15 protein-coding genes are annotated in these 25,115 nt (G+C 45.7%); 9 read left to right on the forward strand and 6 right to left on the reverse strand.

All coding sequences use genetic code 11. The features are described 5' to 3' along the window. The first annotated feature begins 15 nt into the window (after nucleotides 1-15). The 3 genes from infB to truB all read left to right on the forward strand — a co-directional run bounded on the left by infB (nucleotide 16) and on the right by truB (nucleotide 4,161). A complete protein-coding gene (infB, locus tag HLM86_RS04440; RefSeq protein ID WP_170882304.1) occupies nucleotides 16-2,694 on the forward strand; it encodes a translation initiation factor IF-2 in 2,679 nt (892 codons plus the stop codon). A 115-nt stretch (nucleotides 2,695-2,809) separates the two neighbouring features. Then, nucleotides 2,810-3,223, forward strand: coding sequence for a 30S ribosome-binding factor RbfA (rbfA, locus tag HLM86_RS04445; protein ID WP_076586774.1), 414 nt, complete (start codon nucleotides 2,810-2,812; stop codon nucleotides 3,221-3,223). After that, nucleotides 3,223-4,161 (forward strand): tRNA pseudouridine(55) synthase TruB, encoded by a 939-nt coding sequence (gene truB / locus HLM86_RS04450; protein ID WP_076586265.1) that lies wholly within the window; start codon nucleotides 3,223-3,225, stop codon nucleotides 4,159-4,161. The genes rbfA and truB overlap by 1 nt, the downstream gene beginning before the upstream one ends. Nucleotides 4,162-4,209: 48 nt before the next feature. On the opposite strand, the gene HLM86_RS04455 is transcribed toward truB, so the two are convergent. The 5 genes from HLM86_RS04455 to gltB (HLM86_RS04475) all read right to left on the reverse strand — a co-directional run bounded on the left by HLM86_RS04455 (nucleotide 4,210) and on the right by gltB (HLM86_RS04475) (nucleotide 17,083). Then, complete coding sequence (locus HLM86_RS04455; protein WP_170882305.1) at nucleotides 4,210-4,638, reverse strand: DUF1499 domain-containing protein; 429 nt, start codon at nucleotides 4,636-4,638, stop codon at nucleotides 4,210-4,212. A gap of 113 nt (nucleotides 4,639-4,751) precedes the next feature. Further along, nucleotides 4,752-6,164 carry an FAD-dependent oxidoreductase gene (locus HLM86_RS04460; protein WP_076586269.1) on the reverse strand — a complete coding sequence of 471 codons (1,413 nt, stop codon included), beginning with the start codon at nucleotides 6,162-6,164 and terminating at the stop codon, nucleotides 4,752-4,754. A 20-nt stretch (nucleotides 6,165-6,184) separates the two neighbouring features. Next, nucleotides 6,185-10,648 (reverse strand): glutamate synthase large subunit, encoded by a 4,464-nt coding sequence (gltB, locus tag HLM86_RS04465; RefSeq protein ID WP_170882306.1) that lies wholly within the window; start codon nucleotides 10,646-10,648, stop codon nucleotides 6,185-6,187. A 415-nt stretch (nucleotides 10,649-11,063) separates the two neighbouring features. Then, the gene (locus HLM86_RS04470; protein WP_170882307.1) at nucleotides 11,064-12,533 is read right to left on the reverse strand and encodes a glutamate synthase subunit beta; all 1,470 of its coding nucleotides are present in this window, start codon (nucleotides 12,531-12,533) and stop codon (nucleotides 11,064-11,066) included. Continuing rightward, a complete protein-coding gene (gltB, locus tag HLM86_RS04475) occupies nucleotides 12,533-17,083 on the reverse strand; it encodes a glutamate synthase large subunit (protein WP_170882308.1) in 4,551 nt (1,516 codons plus the stop codon). The genes HLM86_RS04470 and gltB (HLM86_RS04475) overlap by 1 nt, the downstream gene beginning before the upstream one ends. A 740-nt stretch (nucleotides 17,084-17,823) precedes the next feature. Here gltB (HLM86_RS04475) and HLM86_RS04480 point away from each other — a divergent pair. The 4 genes from HLM86_RS04480 to HLM86_RS04495 all read left to right on the forward strand — a co-directional run bounded on the left by HLM86_RS04480 (nucleotide 17,824) and on the right by HLM86_RS04495 (nucleotide 22,446). After that, nucleotides 17,824-19,572, forward strand: coding sequence for a diguanylate cyclase domain-containing protein (locus tag HLM86_RS04480; protein WP_076586279.1), 1,749 nt, complete (start codon nucleotides 17,824-17,826; stop codon nucleotides 19,570-19,572). 80 nt (nucleotides 19,573-19,652) lie between these two features. Further along, on the forward strand, nucleotides 19,653-21,992 hold the full coding sequence (arcB, locus tag HLM86_RS04485) for an aerobic respiration two-component sensor histidine kinase ArcB (protein WP_170882309.1): 2,340 nt from the start codon (nucleotides 19,653-19,655) through the stop codon (nucleotides 21,990-21,992). A 5-nt stretch (nucleotides 21,993-21,997) separates the two neighbouring features. Then, entirely contained in the window at nucleotides 21,998-22,174 is a 177-nt protein-coding gene (locus HLM86_RS04490; RefSeq protein WP_170882310.1) for a hypothetical protein, read from the forward strand. Between the two features lie 17 nt (nucleotides 22,175-22,191). Next, nucleotides 22,192-22,446: a hypothetical protein gene (locus tag HLM86_RS04495; RefSeq protein ID WP_143678122.1), complete on the forward strand. Its 255-nt coding sequence runs from the start codon at nucleotides 22,192-22,194 to the stop codon at nucleotides 22,444-22,446. 56 nt (nucleotides 22,447-22,502) lie between these two features. Here the strand turns inward: HLM86_RS04495 and tolC are convergent, their stop codons facing one another. After that, entirely contained in the window at nucleotides 22,503-23,825 is a 1,323-nt protein-coding gene (gene tolC / locus HLM86_RS04500) for an outer membrane channel protein TolC (protein WP_170882311.1), read from the reverse strand. 231 nt (nucleotides 23,826-24,056) lie between these two features. On the opposite strand from tolC, the gene nudF reads away from it, so the two are divergent. Both nudF and HLM86_RS04510 read left to right on the forward strand, forming a co-directional pair. Next, nucleotides 24,057-24,686: an ADP-ribose diphosphatase gene (nudF, locus tag HLM86_RS04505; RefSeq protein WP_076586287.1), complete on the forward strand. Its 630-nt coding sequence runs from the start codon at nucleotides 24,057-24,059 to the stop codon at nucleotides 24,684-24,686. Continuing rightward, on the forward strand, nucleotides 24,674-25,114 hold the full coding sequence (locus HLM86_RS04510) for a DUF1249 family protein (protein ID WP_076586289.1): 441 nt from the start codon (nucleotides 24,674-24,676) through the stop codon (nucleotides 25,112-25,114). The genes nudF and HLM86_RS04510 overlap by 13 nt, the downstream gene beginning before the upstream one ends. The last annotated feature ends 1 nt before the right edge of the window (nucleotide 25,115 follow it).

Below are 25,115 nucleotides of genomic sequence, written 5' to 3' on the forward strand. Positions count from 1 at the left end.
CAAGGAGAAAGCGGCATGACACAAATTACTGTTAAGGCACTGAGTGAAGAAATTGGTACACCAGTGGACCGCTTGTTAGAGCAACTTGCTGATGCCGGTATGACAAAAGCGAGTTCTGAGCAGGTATCGGAAGAAGAAAAACAACAGCTTCTTACTTACCTGAAAAAAGAGCATGGTGACACTTCAGGTGATACCTCTCCGACTCGTTTGACTCTACAGCGTAAAACTCGTAGTACACTCAGCGTCAATGCGGGTGGCGGCAAGAGTAAAGATGTTCAAGTAGAAGTTCGAAAAAAACGAACTTATGTGAAACGCAGCACTATCGAAGATGACGCAAATCGTGAGGCTGAGGAAGCAGCAAAGCGTGAAGCCGAAGAACATGAGAAGCGTGAAGCTGAAGAGTTAGCACAACGTGAAGCTGCAGAAAAAGCACAACGCGAGGCCGAAGAGAAAGCGAAACGAGAAGCGGACGCAAAACGTGAAGCTGAAGAGAAAGCCAAACGCGTACAAGCTGATAAGGCTAAAAAAGACATGAATGCAAAAAGTGCGGAAGTGAATACGGAAGCAAAAAAAGAAGCTGATGAACTAAAACGTCGTCAGGAAGAAGAAGCCCAGCGTAAAGCGGAAGAAGAAGCCGCTAAGCTTGTTGAAGAAGCTCGTAAACTGGCTGAAGAAAACGAAGCTCGTTGGACAGAAGAAGAACGTAAGAAGAAAGAGTTGGAAAATTCTGACTATCACGTTACGACGTCTTCTTATGCTCGTGAAGCTGAAGATGCTGCTGACCGTAAAGAAGAGGGCGGTCGTCGCAAGAAGAAGAAGAAAGCTGAAGAACCTGCTCGTGGTGGGCGTAATCAGCGTGGCGGAAAAAGTCGCAACAAAGGCAAACTCGCTAAGCCAACTTCTATGCAACACGGTTTTGATAAGACAGCAACCGTTGCTAAATCTGACGTTGTTATTGGAGAGACCATCGTTGTTTCTGAACTGGCGAACAAAATGTCAGTGAAAGGGACCGAGGTCATTAAAGTAATGATGAAAATGGGCGCAATGGCGACCATCAATCAGGTGATCGATCAGGAAACGGCCCAAGTCGTTGCCGAAGAAATGGGCCACAAAGCCATTCTTCGTAAAGAGAACGAGCTAGAAGAGGCTGTTCTATTGGATCGTGATAATAATGCGGAAGCGGTACATCGTGCTCCGGTAGTTACCATCATGGGTCACGTAGACCACGGTAAAACATCAACACTGGATTATATTCGTAAAGCGCATGTTGCTTCTGGCGAAGCAGGAGGTATTACCCAGCATATTGGCGCCTATCATGTCGAAACTGAAAACGGCATGATCACCTTCTTGGATACTCCTGGACACGCAGCCTTTACTGCTATGCGTGCCCGCGGTGCTCAGGCAACGGATATCGTTGTCCTTGTTGTTGCTGCTGATGACGGTGTAATGCCACAGACAATTGAAGCCATTCAGCATGCAAAAGCTGCGGGCGTTCCTTTGATTGTTGCTGTGAATAAGATCGATAAAGAAGGCGCGAATCCAGACAACGTTAAGAATGAGCTGGCTCAGTATGATGTTATTCCTGAAGAGTGGGGCGGTGAGAACATGTTTGTTCACATCTCTGCTAAACAAGGAACTAATATTGAAGGCCTGCTTGAGACTATTCTCCTTCAATCAGAAGTTCTTGAACTCAATGCAGTTGAAGAAGGCATGGCCTCAGGTGTTGTTGTCGAATCGCGCTTAGACAAAGGTCGTGGTCCGGTAGCGACTGTACTGGTTCAGTCAGGTACGCTGAATAAGGGTGATATTGTCCTTTGTGGTCAGGAATATGGTCGCGTCCGTGCAATGCGCGATGAAAATGGCCAAGAAGTCATGACTGCTGGTCCGTCTATTCCGGTTGAAATATTAGGCCTGTCTGGCGTCCCTGCTTCTGGTGATGAAGCAACGGTTGTACGTGATGAACGTAAAGCACGTGAAGTTGCTAACTACCGCCAAGGTAAGTTCCGTGACGTTAAGCTTGCTCGTCAGCAGAAAGCGAAACTTGAAAATATGTTCTCGAACATGGAAGCAGGTGAAGTCGCTGAGTTAAATGTTGTCCTGAAAGCGGACGTACAAGGTTCAGTTGAGGCTATCTCTGATTCATTACGTAAGCTGTCGACGGATGAAGTGAAAGTCAATATTGTTGGTTCTGGTGTCGGTGGTATTACTGAGACTGACGCAGTGTTGGCCGCGGCATCAAATGCGATTGTTCTTGGCTTTAACGTACGTGCTGATGCATCTGCTCGCCGTACTATCGAGACTGAGAATCTAGATCTGCGTTACTACTCAATCATTTATCAATTGATTGATGAAGTGAAGCAAGCCATGGGTGGTATGCTTGCACCAGAATTTAGGCAAGAGATTATCGGCCTTGCTGAAGTTCGTGATGTCTTCAAATCACCTAAACTTGGCGCGATCGCCGGTTGTATGGTTACTGAAGGCTTAATCAAGCGTAATAACCCAATCCGTGTACTTCGCGAAAACGTGGTTATTTACGAAGGTGAACTTGAGTCACTGCGTCGATTTAAAGACGATGTTCAAGAAGTGAAGAATGGCTATGAATGTGGTATCGGCGTTAAGAACTACAATGATGTTCGCGTTGGTGACCAAATCGAAGTCTTCGAAACAGTGGAAATCAAACGTACACTGGACTAATTGACTAACATTAACCACGATATCGTTGACAGATAAGTGGTAATTGGTTGTTGAATACACCATGGGGGGCTGGCATTTGACCATCCCCCCATTCTTTCTATTTGTGAGAAATTTTATGTCAAAAGAATTTAGCCGAACGCAGCGGGTTTCACAGCAGCTGCAAAAAGAACTTGCAATGATATTGCAACGCGAAGTGCGAGACTCTCGTTTAGGAATGGTAACGATCTCGGACGTTGAAGTCTCCCGTGATCTTGCTTATGCAAAAGTATTTGTGACTTTTCTGTGTGTGGGAGAGCAGACGCCTGAATCTTGCCTTACCGCATTGCGTGAGCATGAAGTACAAATTCGAATGATCCTAGGCAAACGTATTCGTTTGCGCTTGACGCCAGAAATTCGCTTTCAATATGACAACACCCTAGTTGAAGGTATGCGCATGTCTAATTTGGTCAGTGAGGTACTCACTGAAGACAAGCGTAAGCAAAAAGATTCAGGTCGCGAAGACGATAGTTTAGAAGAAGGCAACGAGTAATGGCTCGCCGTCGTAAAGGTCGCCCAGTCGATGGTGTCATCCTATTGGATAAGCCGACAGGCATTTCATCAAACGATGCTTTGCAAAAAGTAAAACGCCTTTACTTTGCTGAGAAAGCGGGACATACAGGTGCTCTTGACCCTTTGGCTACGGGAATGTTACCGATTTGTTTGGGAGAGGCGACAAAATTCTCTCAGTTTCTTCTTGAAGCCGACAAGCGCTATCGGGTAATTGCAAAATTGGGTGAGCGGACCAACACTTCTGATTCAGATGGTGATGTGGTTGAAACCCGTCCCGTTGCGGTTGAAATGGCCAAGTTGGAGGCCTGTATCGAGACCTTCCGTGGGGAGTCCGATCAGATTCCTTCGATGTTTTCTGCATTGAAGTATCAAGGTAAGCCATTATATGAGTACGCGCGTCAAGGTATCGAGGTCCCTCGAGAGTCACGTAAAATAACCGTTTTCGAGATTGTTTTACATCGCTTTGAAGGTGATGAAGTGGAAATGGAAATCCACTGTTCTAAAGGAACCTATATACGCACTATCGTTGATGATTTAGGTGAGATGCTCGGATGTGGTGCTCATGTGACTATGCTCCGCCGCACTGCGGTTGCTAAGTATCCATATGAGAACATGGTGACACTGGATCAACTCAATGCGTTGTTTGAGCAGGCCCATAGTGAAGAAAAAGCACCACGTGAGTTGCTTGACCCACTTTTAATGCCAATGGACACCGCTGTAGAGGATTTGGAAGAAGTTAACCTCATTCCTGAGTTGGCGGATATGGTCCAACATGGCCAGCCCGTCCAAGTACTTGGCGCTCCCGAGACTGGTCCGATTCGGTTGACCATGGGTGAAGATAAGCTTTTTATTGGCGTGGGAGATATTAGTGACGATGGCAAAATTGCGCCAAAGAGACTGGTTGTCTTTCGTGACTAATTGAGTTATTCCGAATAAAACCGAAGCTTGTGCTTCGGTTTTTCATTCTTATTGGATCAGCCCCTCAGCGGTGAGGATACCCCTTAACGTTTTAACCCGTTTGCGATTCACACCAAAATCTGAGTAACCTACTCGAGATTCTGACCGCACCAAAAGCTTGCCATTTTCTATCCGTAATTCAAGATCATCAACGAAACGCAAGATCTTAGAAGTACATTCGATACGCAGGTAACTGTCAGTTTTTACGGCAGATTTGGCTCCCGGCAGTTGCAGTGCTGCATTTAGAATATCATTGATGTTAGCGTCCGAATGGAGAACAAATGGTTCAAGGGCATAGTCGGTGCGAGTGTCCTGTGTGGAAACACAATTTGGCTTATCTCCGCAGGGAGACGATGTGCGGTCTGTCATGGTGGCGAATCCTTGGCTGCAAGCGGTTAAACCCAGTAAGGTTATTGATATAAGGACGAATTTTTTCATGTGACAAGATCCCTGTCGCGTAACGTATTTATTGTATGCCTGAATGATCACGTGCTGTATAACCAAAAGACGGATGATGATTCACCAGCCTGTTGATCTTTATCCAAACACAATCAAATATCCAGAAAGTCTAAGATGCCTTCTGCTGCTTTGCGCCCTTCATCAATCGCTGTCACGACTAGGTCTGAGCCTCTTACCACATCGCCACCGGCAAAGATTTTTTTGTTACTGGTTTGAAACTGAAATGGTTGATTGGATGAGGTTTTTATTCTGCCCCATTGATCGAGTTCGACACCATATGAATCCAACCAATCCATTTTATGTGGTTGAAAACCGAAAGCCATGATAACCGCATCAGCATCAAGAACATGCTCGCTGCCTTCTATAGGTTCTGCTCTACGACGTCCTACCTCATCAGCGTCACCGAGGGTGGTTTTAATCACTTTAACGCCCGTTACTTGGCCACCATCATCGATGACAATACCCAGCGGTTGGAGGTTAAACATAAAGTTAACACCTTCTTCTTTGGCGTTCTTTACCTCTTTACGGGAGCCCGGCATGCTGATTTCATCACGACGATAGGCGCATATCACGCTTGAGGCGCCTTGCCTAATTGAGGTCCGAACACAATCCATGGCGGTATCGCCTCCACCAAGGACAACAACCCTTTTACCCGTCATATCCATTGCAGGTTGAATTTCTTCTAAATCCATCACTTTATAGGTGTTAGAAATCAGGAAGGGTAGGGCGTCATAAACACCGGATGCATTTTCGTTATCGAGTCCGGCTCGTATGGACTGGTAGGTGCCCACACCGAGGAACACGGCATCATAATTGTCGATAAGAGATTGCATTGATCTGTCTTTACCAATTTCGACATTGAGATGAAACTCCACGCCCATTTCAGTAAAAATATGACGGCGATTTTCCATTACCCCTTTCTCTAATTTGAATGAAGGGATACCGAAAGTCAGCAACCCGCCAATTTCAGGGTAACGATCAAAAACCACAGGTTTGACGCCGTTGCGGACTAGCACATCGGCGGCGGCCAATCCAGCGGGTCCTGCTCCAATAACGGCGACTTTTTTATCGGTCCACTCGACGTTAGACATATCGGGTTTCCAGCCCATTTCGAATGCCTTATCCGTGATGTATTTTTCTATATTACCTATAGTGACAGCGCCGAAATCGTTATTTAACGTACAGGAACCCTCACACAGTCTGTCTTGTGGACAAACACGGCCACAGACTTCTGGAAGACTGTTCGTCTGATGAGACAACTCAACTGCTTCCAAAATTCGACCTTCATTAGCGAGTTTTAACCACTGTGGAATGTAGTTGTGAACAGGGCACTTCCACTCACAGTAGGGGTTACCACAATCTAAACAGCGATCAGCCTGAGCGGTGGCTTGCTGCTTAGTAAATGGCTCATAGATTTCTACGAATTCGATTTTACGCACTTTAAGCGGTTTTTTAGCCGGATCAACGCGCTGAACATCGATAAATTGATAAACGTTCTGACTCATTATTTACACCTCCCTCATGATTACTGAGCTTGAACGCGCAATTCTGCTGCGCTGCGACTTTGGTGACCAAGCAATGTTTTCAAGTCCGAGGCTTGGGGTTTCACCAGATAGAACTTTGGAATCCATTCATCAAAGCTTGCTAATATTGACTCAGCATGAACAGACTGTGTTTCTTCTAGGTGCTCGGCAATCAAGCCGCGAAGGTGCTCTTGGTGGATCGGTAGATTTTTGAGTCCAATGGCTTCGGCAGATTCATTGTTGACTCTCCCTTCAAAATCGTTGTTTTGGTCAAGGACGTAAGCAAACCCACCTGTCATGCCCGCGCCAAAGTTCACGCCTGTTGCCCCCAAGATCGCAACGATACCGCCAGTCATATACTCGCAGGCGTTGTCACCAGCTCCTTCAATAACCGCAATGGTTCCGGAGTTGCGCACACCAAAGCGTTCGCCCGCTTTACCTGCTGCAAACAGTTTGCCTCCCGTGGCACCATATAGGCATGTATTTCCCATAATCGTTGCCTGATTGCATCGAAATGCGGTACCGAGGTGAGGTTTTAATACCAGCTTCCCTCCCGCCATGCCTTTTCCTACGTAATCGTTGGCATCACCTGTCAGGTATTGTTCCAATCCCCCGGCATTCCAGACTCCAAACGACTGCCCAGCAGTTCCATCAAGGTGCAAGGTGATCGGACTCGTGACCATGCCTTGGTTACCATAGCGTTTAGCGATTTCACCTGAAAGACTCGCCCCGATAGAACGATCAGTATTAATGACATTGTAAAAGAAGCGGGCAGGCTGACGGGCCTCGACGGCAGCAAGAGCATCACTGACAATTCTTTGGTTAAGTTCGCCTTTGTCAAAGGGAGTGTTAGCTTCGGTCCAGAACAAGGGGTAGTTTTGTGAAGACACGGGTACGTCAAGAATATTGGATAGGTCGAGTTTACTTTGCTTTGCTGTTATACCCTGAATGGTCTCGATTAAATCGGTTCTTCCTATGAGGTCAGTCAATTTTTCCACGCCAAGTTGTGCTAGGAGCTCTCGAACTTCATCGGCCAGACCACTAAAGTAATGGATAACTTGTTCAGGAAGACCTTTAAAAAACGTTTTACGTAATGTTTCATCTTGAGTTGCTACGCCTGTGGCACAGTTGTTCAAATGACAAATACGTAAGAACTTACACCCCATGGCCACCATAGGGGCGGTGCCAAACCCAAAACTTTCGGCGCCCAAAATGGCGGCTTTTACGACATCTAGGCCGGTCTTTAGACCGCCATCAACCTGCAGACGAATTTTATGCCGTAACCCATTGGCGACCAAAGCCTGTTGAGTTTCTGCAAGTCCAAGTTCCCATGGGCTACCCGCGTATTTCACTGAAGTGATCGGACTGGCAGCCGTTCCTCCATCATAACCAGAAATGGTGATAAGGTCGGCATAGGCTTTTGCCACTCCGGTAGCAATGGTCCCGACCCCAGGCTCAGAGACGAGTTTGACCGAAATAAGTGCATTCGGGTTGACTTGTTTTAAATCAAAAATAAGTTGAGCTAAATCCTCAATGGAATAGATGTCGTGATGTGGTGGGGGAGAAATCAAGGTCACGCCCTGCACGGAATAGCGCAGTTTGGCAATTTCTGCGGTGACTTTGTGTCCAGGTAACTGTCCACCTTCTCCAGGTTTTGCACCTTGAGCGACTTTTATTTGTAGAACATCGGCATTAACTAAGTAATGAGGGGTAACACCGAAGCGGCCTGAGGCAATCTGCTTGATTCTCGAGTTTCGTTCTGAACCGAAACGTTGGGGGTCTTCTCCACCTTCCCCAGAATTTGAGTAGCCGCCGAGACGGTTCATCGCGATTGCAAGAGCTTCATGGGCCTCCGGACTGAGCGCGCCGATCGACATGGCTGCTGAGTCGAATCGCTTAAATAACTCGGTGCTTGGCTCTATATTATCGAGAGATAGAGGTGAGTCTAATGTTTTTAAAGTCATGAGGTCGCGAAGCATAGCCACGGGGCGCATGTTGACCCTATTTGCATATTGTTGATAATCGCTATTGTCACCGGATTGCACTGCTTGCTGCAAAGTGCTGACTACATCGGGGTTGTATGCATGATATTCTCCATCATGAACATATTTGAGCAGGCCACCCTGTTCAATCGCTTTGCGTTTTGTCCATGCCTTTCGTGATAGGTTGAATAAGTCTTGCTGAAAATCATCAAAATCTGCGCCCTCAATCCTTGTGGTGACGCCCTTGAAGCACAATTGAACCACGTCTCGACTCAACCCGACCGCTTCAAACAATTGTGAGCAACGATAAGAAGCAACGGTTGAGATGCCCATTTTTGACATGATTTTGTAAAGGCCTTTGTTAATGCCATATTGATAGTTCTGCATGACCTGACGATAGCTTTTATCTAGCACACCATCATCAATCAGTTTACCGAGTGCTTCGAAAGCCAGATAAGGGTAAACGGCCGTCGCGCCAAAACCCAACATCACAGCAAATTGGTGAGGGTCACGTGCGGTGGCCGTTTCGACCAGAATATTTGCATCGCAGCGGAGGTTTTCTTTGATGAGTTGGCTTTGGACGGCCCCTACCGCCATGGCCGCTGGGATGGGTAATTTACCTTTGACGAGAGCTCGATCTGATAAAATAATCAGAACGGTTCCTTCACGCACGACCTTAACTACTTGATGACATAAATCTTTAATGGCTTGGTGCAGCGTTTTGCATTCTGGATCGTAATTTATGTCCAGAATAGTATTACGGTAATGCTCATCTCCTAACTCAAGTAACTGCTGCATATCAGAATAAAGCAGAACAGGAGAATCAAAGGTGACTCTATGCGCATGACCATCGGTCTCACAGAAAACGTTCATTTCCTTGCCAATACTGCTGGCCAATGACATGACGTGCTTTTCCCTAAGGGGATCGATCGGAGGATTAGTGACCTGAGCAAACTTTTGACGAAAATAATCGGTTATCAAGCGTTCTTTGGATGACAACACCGCCATCGGTGTGTCGTCCCCCATCGAACCAACGGCTTCCTGTCCGAGATCACCCAGAACCCTAAGAACCTGATCTACCTCTTCATTGGTCATCGCAAACTGCTTTTGATAGGTCTTTAGGCGATCATCATCAAAGCTACGTTCTCCGACTAAATCATCAGATAAATGGCTAAAGGGTGTCAGTTTATGGACGTTGTTATCCATCCATTCTTTATAGGGATGGCGACCTTTGAGATCATTGTCTATTTCACTGGATTGCCAAAGTTTTCCTCTACGGGTATCGATGACAAGGAGCTCTCCTGGGCCAACACGGCCTTTCTCGGCAACTTCATCAGGGGTGTAGTCCCAAATTCCTACTTCAGAGGCCAGAGTAATCAGATTATCTTTGGTGATGATATAACGGGCGGGTCTAAGACCGTTGCGATCGAGGTTACAGGCAGCGTAGCGACCGTCAGATAAGACAATGCCGGCAGGTCCATCCCACGGTTCCATGTGTTTTGAATTGAAATCATAGAAAGCACGAAGATCGGGGTCCATATCCGGATGGTTTTGCCATGCTGGTGGAACTAACATTCGCATTGCCCTGAATACATCCATTCCACCAGCCAAAAAGAGATCGAGCATATTATCTAAGCTAGAAGAATCAGACCCAGTTTCATTAACAAATGGGGCGGCGGTTTGTAAATCGGGCAACAACGGAGAAGAAAATTTGTATGCGCGCGCTCGAGCCCATTGACGATTTCCGTCGATGGTATTAATTTCGCCATTATGTGCCAGATAGCGAAACGGTTGAGCTAACGGCCAACGTGGTTGAGTGTTGGTTGAAAACCGCTGATGAAACAGGCAAATTGCCGACTCCATACGTAAATCTGCTAAATCGAGATAAAAGCGGGGTAAGTCCGCTGGCATGCACAAGCCTTTGTAGACGAGTACTTGAGTGGATAGGCTACAAATATAGAAGTCGTTATCATCAATGATTTTCTTTTCAATACGCCGACGCGCAATATACAGGCGACGTTCAATATCTCGCTCACGCCACCCAGCAGGCGCTGAGATGAAGACTTGTTGGATAGTTGGCAGTGAGTCAAGGGCGATGGGACCTAATACGTCTGAGTTGGTCGGCACATCTCTCCAACCTGAAACGGACAGTGTTTCCTGAGCTAATTCTTGATTGATGATGGTTTTTGCTGATTGGGCTTTAATCGGGTCTTGGCTAAAGAAAATCATGCCAATGGCATATTGCTTACTGAGGTTGAAACCACACTCGTCAGCGACTAAGCGCAAATACGTATCCGGTTTCTGCAATAGTAACCCACATCCATCACCCGTTTTACCATCTGCTGCTATCCCGCCACGGTGCGTCATGCGATCCAATGCCGATATTGCGGTCCTCACTAGCTTGTGACTTGGCTGCCCTTCCATATGCGCAATTAAGCCAAATCCGCAGTTGTCCTTTTCAAAACTAGGATCATATAAAGCCATTGCAATTCTCCCTTTGCTTTTCCATCTTCCTGACAGAACTACCAACATAGAAAGGGTTGGTATTGTGACTAGTTATCTAATTTAAAGATGTCTATTTGCATTTATAATTAAAATTACACTGCGGTTATGCGTTAAACCGTTCACGATTTTTTTGTCTGACCTGACAACCTATCGCTTATGGTAAAAAAGGTCAAGTTTTTGGTACCACATCACATCAGTGCCTTTCTTATTTAATATTTGTGGTAAAAATTCAATTAATATCAATTGCTTATGATTAATGCATTACCGATAGGGTTTTGGGGCAATGCGTATTTAGGCCATCACACAATGATGGCCTAAATATTAAGTTTTGAATAATTGGTTGTTTATTCGTTTAATGCGCTTTACGAGTCAGTACGTTAAGTTGGTGCTTGAGTTAAGCGGAAAGCATCATAGAACTGGCTTTTGCTTCAAGGTGGGAGCTTCCCATTAGATACTGGTCGATTGCTCGTGCGGATTCTCGTCCTTCGTTAATACAACGTACAACCAAAGATTGACCAGTACGCATATCACCCGCAGCAAAAACACCGGCTTGATTAGTGGCAAAGTCCTGAGTAGCGACGTGACCACGATCATCCAGTGCAATATCTAGCTGAGCCAATACACCGGTTGGTTCTGGATGAAGGAAGCCCATCGCTAGAAACGCCATATCACAAGGTATCACTCTTTCACTGCCTTCAACTTCATTGAAGTGGGGACGTTCGCCTTCTTGTGGCGTATCCCAAACGATGTCAGCGATACGTAGGCCTGTCAATTTTCCTTCTTCGTCGCCGATGAAGGCTTTAGTTAGAATATTCCAATGACGGTCAGCCCCTTCTTCATGAGAACTCGATGTACGAAGAATCATGGGGTACTGTGGCCAAGGCATGTTTGCTGGTCGCTTTTCTGGTGGAATAGGCATAATTTCAACTTGTGAAATACTGGCCGCACCATGACGGTTAGAGGTACCTACGCAGTCTGAACCTGTATCACCACCACCGATGACCACCACGTGTTTGCCTGCCGCGTGAATCTCTTTACCTTTTATACTCATGTTGTTCGCTCGACGGTTGTTCTGGTTGAGAAATTCCAGAGCAAAGTAGACACCACTGAGCTCACGACCTGGGACGGATAAATTACGCGGAACCGTTGAACCGCCAGTGAGTAATAAGGCATCAAATTCTTGGCGCAATTGCTGAGCATTGACATTGATTCCAACGTGTTGATTGACTCTAAACTTGATACCCGCCTCGGCCATGAGGTTTACCTTACGATCAATTACGTCCATGCCCAGTTTGAAATCTGGGATACCAAAACGCAGCAGACCACCTACTTTTTCGTCTCGCTCGAATACTGTCACAGTATGACCAGCGCTATTTAGCTGCTCAGCAGCCGCAAGGCCAGCAGGGCCTGAACCGATGATGGCTACTGTTTTTCCAGTGCGAGAACGAGGTGTTTTGGGTTTAGCGTAGCCTTCACGATACGCCGTTTCTACGATGGTCTTTTCTATATTACAAATGGTTATAGGGTCTTGATTGATGCCGAGTACACAGGCACTTTCGCAAGGGGCCGGACACACTCGGCCCGTAAATTCTGGGAAATTATTGGTCGAGCTCAGAATATTCCATGCTTCTTCCCAACTATCACGATACACGGCATCGTTGAACTCGGGGATGATGTTGCCAATAGGGCAGCCGTTGTGACAAAAAGGCACACCACAATCCATACAGCGAGAAGCCTGCGTATTGATTTTATGGCCAAACTCTTTGTTGAGGACAAATTCTTTATTGTTCTTGATCCGCTGTTTTGGATCGATCTTCTTTGGTAATTCTCGACCATGTTCCAAAAATCCAGTAGGCTTTCCCATTATATGGCCTCCATGACTGTTGCTGTTTTCTGAGGCTCGGTTTGAGCCTGACGCTTGTGAAGTACGGTTTTGTAATCACGTGGCATGACCTTGATCATTGAAGTCAGGTTTGCCTCAAAATCATTCAAAAATGATTGAGCAACGGTACTTGCGGTGAACTGAATATGTTTGTTGAGCAGATCAAGCAATAAAATTTTGTCTTCTTGTCCGATAGGATCCAAATCAACCAATTCGTGGTTTAACTTAGATTCTAAGTCACCTGACGTATCCCAAACATACGCCACGCCACCGCTCATTCCTGCCGCAAAATTGCGGCCTGTTGGCCCCAGAATAATCGCGGCTCCCCCTGTCATGTACTCGCAACCATGATCTCCGATACCTTCAACGACGACGGTGGCCCCAGAATTTCGGACACAAAACCGCTCACCCGCCATGCCACGAATGAAAGACTCACCAGAAGTTGCACCGTAGAAACAAACGTTACCTACGACAATGTTGTTTTCGGCAATCATGCTTGATTTTTGGTTTGGATAGAGGATTAAAGTACCGCCTGACAGGCCCTTGCCCCAGTAGTCGTTTGCATCCCCCTCTACCTCGAATCTCACTCCTTTTACCAGAAACGCTCCAAAGGATTGGCCTGCGCTTCCCTTAAACTTGGTTTTGAATGTGAGTGGGAGTCCTTTATCTTGGTAAACCTTTGAAATTTCATTCGACAGCATTGTGCCTACCGAGCGGTCAGTGTTGACGATAGGGAACTCGACACTGACCGCCTTTCTCCCTTCCAATGCAGGCAGTGCCGCATCAATCAGCTGACGATCGAGCACCTCGTTTAGATTGTGGTTCTGCTGTATTTGGTTGAAGACCCCGTCTGTATCGCGAGCTGGCTCAAGGTGCAGCAATGGAGACAGGTCAAGGTTCCTATATTTCCAATGAGTAATGTCTTGACGAATTTTTAGCTTGTGGCTTTGTCCAACCATCTCATTTATCGTACGAAAGCCAAGCTCTGCCATGATTTCACGTAGGCCTTGAGCCATATATTGAAAAAATGTGACGACATCTTCAACACGGCCATCAAAGCGTTCGCGTAGAGTTTTGTTTTGTGTCGCGATCCCCACGGGGCAGGTGTTTTTATGACATTTACGCATCATGATACAACCTTCCACCACGAGTGCTGCCGTGGCAACGCCCCATTCCTCTGCACCGAGTAAGGTTGCGACTGCGAGATCGCGAGGTGTTTTCATCTGACCATCTGCCTGAACAACAATACGGTTGCGCAGTCCGTTTTTTAACAGTGTCTGATGTGTTTCAGCTAGGCCCAATTCCCAAGGCAAACCAGTGTGGCGAATGGAAGACATTGGTGACGCTCCAGTTCCGCCATCAAAACCCGCAATAAGTACCACGTCAGCTTTGGCTTTTGCGACGCCAGATGCAATGGTGCCGACACCGGCTTCAGAGACGAGTTTTACGTTAACACGACTCGTTCGGTTGGCATTTTTCAAATCATAAATAAGTTGAGCTAAATCTTCGATTGAATAAATGTCATGGTGAGGTGGTGGCGAAATTAAGCCAACCCCTGGGGTTGAGTGACGGGTGGCTCCGATCCAGTCATCCACTTTATCGCCTGGGAGCTGCCCCCCTTCTCCTGGTTTTGCGCCTTGAGCCATTTTGATTTGCAATTCATCAGCATTGGTCAGGTAGTAAGAGGTCACCCCAAATCGACCGGATGCGACCTGCTTAATTGCGGAGCGTTCCCAATCACCGTTTGGTTGGCGTTTGAAGCGAGCGGGGTCTTCACCGCCTTCACCGGAGTTGGACTTAGCTCCTAAGCGATTCATTGCCACAGCCAGTGTTGAGTGAGCTTCATAAGAAATAGAACCAAATGACATGGCTCCGGTCGCAAAGCGTTTAACAATGCTCTCTATCGATTCGACGTTATCAATTGGGATAGCGCCTGCTGGGTTGTTGATAAAAGCGAGCTGGCTGCGCAGCGTAACCGCGTTATCGCCTTGTTTATCCACCGCGCAAGCGTACTGTTTGAACTGCTCATAATTCTTGTTTCGCGTAGATTCTTGCAACAAAGAGATCGTTTCTGGATTAAAAAGGTGCTTTTCACCACGTTGCTTCCACTGATAAACACCGCCTACATCAAGCAGTTGCAACGGTATTTCCCGCTGTGAATAGCCTATTCGGTGACGGATGAGGACTTCTTTGGCGATATCGTCCAAAGTGATCCCTTGAATTCGAGAAACGGTACCCGTGAAGTATTTGTCAACCACAGAACGATGAATCCCTAATGCTTCAAAAATTTGAGCACCATGATATGACTGCAGCGTTGAAATCCCCATTTTGGAGAAAATTTTCAGCAGGCCGCCATTGATTGCATTGCGATAGTTATCGAATAGATGACGTGGGCTAACCGCAGGGTCCAATTTTTTGGTGCGCTGAAGGTCAATGATGGTTTCAATCACTAGGTATGGGTTAACCGCATTTGCGCCATAACCAAGCAAGGTGGCAAAGTGGTGTGTTTCTCGTGCATCACCGGTTTCAACCACGATGTCGCACTTGGCACGGAGCCCCTTACGAATTAAATGATGGTGAACGGCTGCCACTGCCAGCATGGCTGGTATAGCCGCATGGTTAGAGTTTATAGCGCGGTCTGTTAGTAGGAGAATAGAGTACCCATCGACGACAGCGTCTTCCGCGTACTGACAGATACGTTTTAGTGCTCGCTCAAGTTTGCCCTTTTCCTCATTAGCTTGGAAGACGATATCCAGTGTCTTCGCCTGAAGATGTTCATTGTCAATCGCACGTAGTTTTTCCAATTCAGAGTTAGCCAGTACGGGGGAGTCAAGCTCTACCTTTTGACAATGAAGCGGGGTTTCTGATAGGAGATTTTGATCTTTGCCTAAGTAGGTATTGAGCGACATGACCATTCGTTCACGAATGGGATCGATAGGAGGGTTGGTCACCTGAGCAAAAAGCTGCTTGAAGTAGTTTGAGAGGTGTTGTGACTGATGGGACAGTATGGCTAGTGGCCAGTCAGCCCCCATTGCTGATAAAGGCTCTTTACCTTCTCTTGCCATGGGAACGATAAGTTCATTGACCTCTTCGCTACTGACGCCAAATGCTTGTTGGCGATGGAGCAAGCGTTGTGGGGAAGGCTGGCTGAACTGATTGCTTGCGTCAGATAGGTGATTTAATGTGAGTAGATTTTCTTGTACCCAAGTTTCATAAGGTTGAGATTGAGCGATGGTATCTTTCACTTCTTGATCGGAAATGATTCGGCCTTGCTCTAAATCGGCAACAAAAATACGGCCAGGTTGGAGGCGGCCACGAAAGTGGACATTTTCTGGTTTTACATCAACCGCGCCCGATTCTGACGCCATGATGAGATAGTGGTCTTTCGTTACAGTATAGCGGGAGGGACGTAGGCCATTTCGGTCAAGAGTTGCCCCCACTTGAACGCCGTCGGTAAAACAGATAGAGGCTGGACCATCCCAGGGTTCCATAACATTGGCGTGATATTGATAGAAGGCACGGCGTGTTGGATCCATGTTGGTATTTTCTTGCCATGCTTCAGGGATCATCATCATTAGAGCGTGAGGTAAGCTACGCCCCGAGAGGATCAGCAGTTCCAAAGCCATATCAAAATTAGACGAATCAGAGCTACCTTCTTGGCAAATAGGGAGGAGCATCTCTATTTCAGCGGGAGTGAAAAGGTCGGATTCAATGATGGCTTCACGTGCTTTCATCCAATTTAAATTGCCGCGAACCGTATTAATTTCACCATTGTGAGCAATGTAGCGAAATGGCTGAGCCAGTCGCCATCTCGGGAACGTATTTGTCGAGAAACGTGAATGCACCAGCGCCAGTGCCGTCACCATGGTTGGGTTTTGTAAGTCTAAAAAATATTGTGGTACTTGCTCTGTGGTGAGCTGGCCTTTGTAAACCAGAGTCTTATAAGACATTGAATTGATATAAAAGCCGTCTTTGATATTTGAGACGCTTTCAAGGCACACTCGGATGGTATAGTTGCGCAGAACGTAAAGTTTACGTTCAAGTTCTTTGGCAGTGGTTGCGGGGCCGCCTGTGACAAATACGTGTTCAAATTGAGGTTCTGTACTGAGCGGGTCGGCACCAATCATACTGTTGTCGGTCGGCAGAACCCGATAACCAATGATTTCGAGGTCTAAACGTTGCGCATTACGCTCTAGGATATCTCTGCACTGCTCACGTTGATATTTGTCTCTTGGAAAGAGCACGACACCAACACCGTATTGGTCGAAGCAAGGCAGTTTGATGCCAAGTTTAACGGCCTCTTCCAAGAGAAATTCGTGGGGTTTCTGTAACAAGATACCGGCGCCGTCACCACTGCATGGGTCACACCCTTGTCCACCTCTGTGTTCCATTCGCGCTAGCATCTCTAGAGCCTGTTTCACAATTTGATGCGATTTGCGGTTTTTCAAGTGGGCAACAAAGCCGATGCCACAAGCATCATGTTCTAATTCCGGCGTATACAGCCCTTGTGAAACGGATTGTTTCTCTGACATAGCGACATCCTTCCTGTTCAATCGACGCAGATTGTCCCAGTCTCCGCTGGCTCGCGTCTTGTCCTTTACATTGTGATTCGAAGTCGTTTTGACGGGTAAGCTTGACTTCGTTGTTTATCCCACAAGAAAAAATTGCGAGATAACACATCCTGGTGAATTCCATGTTTGATCACTGTCGAGTGATTCATACCTATTTCTATCGGTCATTACCGGCGTTTTAGTGCCTATAAAATTACACGATTTAGTATTTTGGTGAAATTATCCTACATTTATATCCGATTGCATTGCAATCAAAATCATGTCTCGATTGTGTGTTTTTGGATTTTTTGTGACTTTTTATGCTCCATGAGTGACTTTAAATTTCATATATTAGTTATTGTAAAATCTTTATTCATTTCTTACTTATTCTGAGCTTTCTGTACTTGGGTGTCTTTATCTTTGTTTTTTTCATTTATGTTATTTTTGTACAAATCGTTGGCGTGGAAGCATTGAGCTCCATAGAAGGAGAAAGTCAAAGAATGTGATGATTTTTAATACAATGCGTGGCGTATATACTGTTTTTGCGCATAGGTGTCTTTATTATGTTCTGCTCAAACTCACTGGTGCGTTATTTATTGGAGGAAGGGTTGCTCATCATTACTGATCAGTACCGAATGGTTGATAAATACAGAATTGTCAGCAATAAACTGATATCTTTCGTAATCTTATTAATAGATGGCGTTTAAAAATAGAGTATCGACATGGAGCACGTGTTTTATTGGTTTTTGGACATAGCTAGCGGGTCCGGTTGGGCACTGATGGGCCTTTTTTTGATCGTCATCTTGGTCGCGGCTGGCTATTCCCTACTGCAAAAACATATTGATGCTCTGATTCAAGACGTCCCTTCGGCGCTGCTGATCGTAGAAGCTCGTTCTGGACAACTATTGTTGTCAAATAATAAAGCGATACAGCTTCTGGGGATTCGTCGAGTTGGGAAGTTTTATCTGTTGCCAGAGACTGTCTCTGACGATCTATTGGTGTCGGTTGCAGGCACATTTTCTAGCCTTGGCTTTAATGATTTACCACTAGAGTGGAATATCTCGAAAAATACATGCATCAAAGTCACCATCAGCGGAAGAAAAACAGTGTATCGTCGCCAAGCCTGTTGGCTACTTTACGTTTCTACACATCAGGCCTCCCACGATGAAAGAGAGCGAGAAATTGAATCACTTTCAGTGGTACGTAGCGCATTAGATAATTTATCTGAGCTGGTCTTTATTAAAGACAATCATGGTCAAGTCCTGTCAAAAAATAAGGCGTTCGAACGTTTTTGGGGTGAACGTGTGGAAGAGGGCAGTGCCGATATAGAAGGTGTTGTGAAAGGCCGTGCCAATAAGAGGCGTTGGACAACCGATTCTGATGGGCGAAGTTGCCTATTGGAGACTTACCAAAACATTTTATTATCTTCTGCTGGGGAAAAGTTGGGCAGTATTGGTATCAGTCACGATGTGACGGATTGGCACCTTATGCAGAAAAACCTTCGCGAAGAAATGGACAAACGTCAGGATACAGAAGTTGCTCTGGCCCAGCGGGATACCATTTTACATAATATTCTTGAATCAAGCCCCGATTCAATCGGGATCTTCAATGAAAATATGGTGTATCAGGCTTGCAACAAGCCATTTGTCAAAGCATTAGGGATTTCTGATGTGGATGACTTGCTTGGCAAGCGGCTCCAGGATGTGATTCCAGAGAAAGCTTATAGTCGCTTATCTCAGACGGATCAGAAGGTGCTCTTTGAGGGCGTTTCATTACGTTTTATCGATCAGGTAATTAATAGTAATGGTGACGTGACTTGGTATGAGGTCGTCAAATCACCATTTCGTGATCCGGCTTCTGGTACGAATGGCGTTCTCATTCTTGCAAGAGATGTTTCAGAACGTTACTTGGCGGCACAGAAATTAGAACAAGCAAATCAGGAACTCGAACGCCTCAGTTTTATGGACAGTTTGACGCAAATTGCCAATCGTCGTCGTTTTGATGAGCAACTGGCAACCTTATGGCCATTGCATGTGCGAGAAGCGAAGCCGTTAAGTATTATGTTGTGCGACATTGATTACTTTAAAGGCTATAACGATTACTACGGTCACCAGCTTGGTGATGAGGCCTTGGTCGAGGTGGCGCGGGTTTTCAAATCTGTATTATTCCGTTCAAGTGATTGTGTTGCCCGATATGGTGGAGAAGAATTCGGTTTCATTTTACCCAACACCACAGCCACTGGCGCAACGCAAGTGGCTGAAAAGATACACGATGAAATTGCCCGACTTAATCTGGCTCATCAGGCCTCTGAAGTTGCGCCAGTGCTAACGGTCAGTATTGGGTTAGCAACGGTGATTCCTGTCAAGTTTGATCGTAGGGAAAACTTGATCGCTTTAGCAGACAGTGCTTTGTATCAAGCGAAAGCCAACGGAAGAAATCAGACCTGTGTTCATCACACATCCGAAAATTAACCTGATCCCCCTTTCGGAACTCTTAGCGGTATGAAAGGAAAAAAGGTAACATTCTTTGATTGTTATCGTTCGGATCCTTTATGAAACCGATAAAAAACCTTGCTCAGTATTATGTTGATCTTTTGGTCAAACTTGGCATTTTGCGTTTCTCTATTTTACTGGCTCTCGCACTCGTGGCTTTGGCTGTTGTTGTTCAGGTTGGTATCACTCTGGTATTAAGTGGTCATGTCGATGATCTTGATATCGTGCGCTCTGTTTTCTTTGGACTGCTGATTACCCCTTGGGCGGTGTATTTCCTTTCTGTTGTTGTCGATCAATTAGAAGAATCCCGGCAGCGCTTGTCTAAGCTTGTTTCTAAACTAAAGGACATGCGATCACGTGATCAGGAACTGAACCACCAATTGCAGCAAAACATCACCAAACTGAATCAAGAAATCGAGGAAAGAATAAAAGCGGAAGAGGCACGTGAAGAAGCCATGAAAGATTTGGAAAATGAAGTCTATCAGCGTGAGCGTACTCAACTTGAACTTGCAGAAAGAACGGCTTTATTACGCTCATTTATCGATGCCTCGCCTGACCTTATATACTATCGCAACGCAAAGGGGTTGTTTTCGGGTTGCAATCGAGCGATGGAAGAACTGACGGGTAAAACCGAAAATCAGTTGGTCGGTCTTACGCCTTGGGATGTTTATAGTAAAGAAGTGGCGCAACAGATTGTCGATACTGATGAAAAAGTTTTCGCTGATAATCAATCTCTTACTTATGAACAGTGGCTGGAATACCCTGATGGTCGTAAGAGCTATTTTGAACTGCGTAAAGTTCCGTTTTACAGCAAAGATGGGCGACATTTGGGTTTGGTCGGGTTTGGCCGAGATATTACCGAGCGCAAACGGCATGAAGAGTCTCTAGAGAAAGCCAGCAGAGACAAAACAACCTTTATCTCTACGATTAGCCATGAATTGCGGACTCCCTTAAACGGCATTGTTGGTTTGAGCCGTATGCTCTTGGATACGCATTTAAACGATGAACAAAGACATCATATGCAAACGATCAACGTAAGTGCGATTACGCTTGGCAATATTTTTAACGATATTATCGATATGGATAAGTTTGATCGGCGCAAACTTGAGTTATTTCCCGCGCCTCTTAATTTTGAAGAATTTATTGCTGAAATAGAAAGTATTTCTGCGCTTATGGCTTCTCAAAAAGGTTTACGTTTTGATTTGGAGCGTTTAAGCGTTTTGCCCACAGCGATTGAAATCGATGCAACACGTTTGCGTCAGGTTTTATGGAATTTGATGAGCAATGCAATGAAGTTTACCAAAGAGGGCGGAGTCGTGATGACCGTGGATGCTGAAGTGGAGCAGGGCATTGCAACCATCATGATGGAAATCGAGGACAGTGGTATAGGCATCCCCGAAACGGAAATGGATAAAATTTTTGCCATGTATTATCAGGTGAAATCAGGCAAAGATAACCTTCATGCGGTGGGGACTGGAATTGGATTGGCTGTCTCTAAGCAGTTAATTAAATTGATGGATGGTGATATTTCAGTCAGTAGCGAGGAGGGGTTTGGGAGTACATTTACTGTGACGATTCGAGTGCCTTTAGCGGAAGGAGTCAAAGAAATTGAAACGTTGCCTTCAGCGCATAGGGATCTCAATATTTTTATGGTAGAAGATATTGAATTGAATATTACGGTTGCGCGCTCTTTGCTAGAAAGCATGGGACATGAAGTGAGCGTTGCGATGACAGGTCAAGAAGCGATTGAAATGTTTGATCCAGAAATTTACGATCTGGTCTTTCTTGATATCCAGTTACCGGATATGTCTGGCTTTGATGTTGCTGAGTTTTTTAGACGCACTTATCGGGATCTCCCTCCCTTAGTGGCCCTAACGGCCAACGTGCTTAAAAATAAACACGAATACCTAGAAAAAGGGATGGATGACGCGATAAGTAAGCCATTATCAGTGACGGCGGTCCAGGATGTAATGGCCAAACTCTCTTCTCAAGATACCTCCCCTGAACTAGAACGGGGAGCGTCCCATGATGGCGCAGAAAGCAACGATTTGTACGAGCGCATTTTGGACCTTGATATGCTGGAATCTTACATCGGAATCGTTGGAACTCAACCGGTTCTCGACAGTATCGAGATGTTTGAGAAGATGATGCCTGAATATGTGGAAGTTCTAGACTCCAATATGATTGCAAAGCATCAGTCAGGAATCGTGTCTGAATCACATAAAATCAAAGGGGCAGCAGGATCGATAGGTTTAAAGCACATTCAGAAAGTGGCTCAGAAGGCTCAGTCCCCAGATTTGCCGGCTTGGTGGAAAAATATTGATGACTGGGTTGAAGAGATTAAGAATGAATACCGGAATGATATTTCAACACTTAAAGAGTGGTTGGCTCAAAGGTGATCACCGTGAAGAGAACTGCCTTGTGTATTGCCATGGGTGTGATGGTTTTTGCTGGGTGCTCTGCAATGCCTATTCTTTCGAAGGGGGATGGTAAGGCGCTGGTTACTCAGCCACCGATTCAACTTGAAAGCCAATTCTGGTTAAATAAAATACCAACATTGGAAAAAATATCGAGCCAGTGATTCAGGGCAGTTTATCATTGGAGTCTGATGGAGGTCTGCTCGCCACACTTGAAGTGGATAGCCTTACTCTTTCTCAGGGTGATGAGCGTTGGATAATTGATAACCCATCTCTCGATTTACGGACCCTCAATCACATTCATTGGCAAGTGGCTTTTTCTTGGCAGTTTGCTGTGTATGTTCAACGGCCGATTGATGTGACGCTGATACTGCGTCGCGACAGCAGAGAGATACGCTGGGTAGACAAGAATGTTGGGACCAATCTTATCTATTGATTGGCAATACGAAGTAAAAGAGGCTAATGCGAGAACATTAACCTCTTTTTTCACATTTAGCTGCTTGCTTCTTCTTTTAAGCCAGCACTGATGTCTAAGATGTCTTGCTCACTCAGTGAGCCGACCGCCTGACGCAGTTGAAGTACACTTAAGATGTAATTGTACCGCGCGTTCGATAAGTTTTTATTGGCGTCATAGAGATTACGTGTCGAATCGAGAACATCCACAATGGTTCGTGTTCCGACATCAAACCCCGCTTCTGTCGCTTCCAACGCCGATCTTGCCGACACCACCGTTTGCTCATACGCTCGGATTGCGCCGATATTGGCGTTAATGTCGTTGTTGAAGCCACGCACATCTTTGACCACACTGCGGTAGGTTGCTTCGAGGTCCTGACTTGCCGCAACGAAATCAAACTCTGCTTGTTTCGTCAGTGATGTTGTCGAACCACCAGAGTACAGGGGAACCGCGAGATTCACTCCTATATTGAAGTTGTCGGAATCGTAATTCTGAGAGACTCGGTCACTTTTTTTCTGTTCAGCAAGCGTATAACCGCCGTCCAAGGTTAGTGAGGGTAGGTGGCCAGAACGTTGAAGAGAAATATTATCTTTGGCGATGTCTTTTGATATACGAGACGACAGCAAACTTAGGTTTTTTTGCTGGGCTTCCTCGACCAGTTCGTTAACCGGTGTTTCCGTTTTGCTGGCCGAAAAACGCGCAATATCGAGCACATTCAGATTTGAATGTTCCAGTCCCGTGATTTCCCTAAGACCTTCATAACTATTGAGTAGACTATTTTCCGCCAGTACTTCGTCAGCAAGAACGGAGTCATATTGTGCCTGCGCATCGTGTACGTCAGTGATAGCAGAGAGGCCGACTTCAAAGCGTTGTTTGGTTTGCTCAAGTTGGCGGCCGACGGCGGCTTTTTCTGCTTGCACAAACACCAAATTGTCTTGTGCTCGTAGAACCTCAAAGTAAGCGGTGGCGACGCGAAGAATCAATGCCTGCTGAGTGGCTGCATAGGAAGCATCAGCTTTTCGGGCCCCTTTCTCTGCGGTATCGAGAGTAATCCAGCTTGAACGATCGTACAGCTCTTGTGTGAATCCTACCGTTGCATTCCAAGCCTCAGAATCGTTATCAACATCCGTTAACTTGCCGCGGTTGACGTCATAAGCGGCCGTCAGGTTGATTTGAGGCAGCAAGGTTGCACGGCTTGATGTAATGGCCTCGAACGCAGATTCACGCGTCGCGGCGGCACTCAACAGAGTCGGGTCACTGTCTTTTGCTTGGTTATAAATTTCCGTTAGTGTATCAGCGAAAGCTTGGGTGCTTAGGCTGCCTAGAGCTGCACTAATAAATAGTGGAAGCAGTTTTTTCATAGGTCCTATTCCTGCCAAAATACGAAAGATGATACAGCGAGAGTGTAACTCATACCGATGCTAATTTACGCAAAACTTTGCAACTTTTTACACTTAATTATCCACTTGTGCAATATATTTAGTGCATCAATTTAACTCAGAAAATAAATATTATATAAAAAGTTGAACCGTGCCCTTGGAAGTTAAGCTTTTGTCTGAGTAAACTATAAGACTCACTCACTGAGGTGCCAAATGCAACTATCTGACAACAAACAAAGCCAATTTACGCCACAAGATATAGAAATTATTTCAAAAGAAACGCTCTTTCAGGGTTTTTTTAGGATGATCAAATACCGTTTTAGGCATAAGTTATTTGCGGGTGGTTGGAGTCAAGTGATTGAAAGAGAGATGTTTGAGCGAGGACACGCAGTCAGCTTACTGCCTTACGACCCTGTGACGGATCAGGTTGTGCTTATTGAGCAAATAAGAGTCGGCGCTTTAGAGCATGAATCACCTTGGCAACTGGAAATTATTGCTGGCATGATTGACACTGGCGAGCTGCCGGAACAAGTCGCGCGGCGTGAAGCCATGGAAGAAGCGGGTATCTCAGTCAATGATATGATTAAGGTGACGTCTTATTACCCTTCATCTGGAGGTTGTTCCGAGAAGTTAGATGTGTATATCGGAAAAGTGGATGCGTTCACCGCTCAAGGCATTCATGGTTTAGACTATGAAGGAGAGGATATAAGAGTTCAAGTTGTCGATCGCGATACCGCTTATCAATGGGTTGTCGATGGGAAGTTTGAAAATGGAGCGTCAATTATTGCATTGCAATGGTTACAGCTTAATCATCAATCTTTGAGAGAAAAATGGCACAAGTAGCAGTTAAAAAATCGTATCACGTTGATTTGTCTGATCTGATGCGTACTTATGAAACCAATTATGCCAAGCTCAATGCGCTAATACCTAATGCAGCTAAGGTCGGGGACGTCCGTTGCTATCAGGCAGCCAACATGAGCTACCAAATTCTGGTGTGTGAAGTCACAAAGTACACAACTTTGGTCGATATCTGTCAAAGTGATGACGTACCAGTATTTCCATTGCCAAAAATGTCTGTCAGGCTTTATCACGATGCTCGCGTAGCGGAAGTGTGTGAATGTGCGCATTTGAAGAGGGTTCATGCTCGTTATGAATACCCAAATGCTAAAATGGTTCAACAAGATGAAAAAGTACAGCTGAATCGGTTTTTGGGGGATTGGTTATCCTTTTGTTTAAGGCATGGTATTAGTCGTACGCCACTTAATATTTAGG

Origin of the sequence: Vibrio ostreicida, assembly GCF_013074385.2 — a bacterium.
In the GTDB taxonomy this organism is placed as follows: Bacteria; Pseudomonadota; Gammaproteobacteria; order Enterobacterales; family Vibrionaceae; genus Vibrio; species Vibrio ostreicida.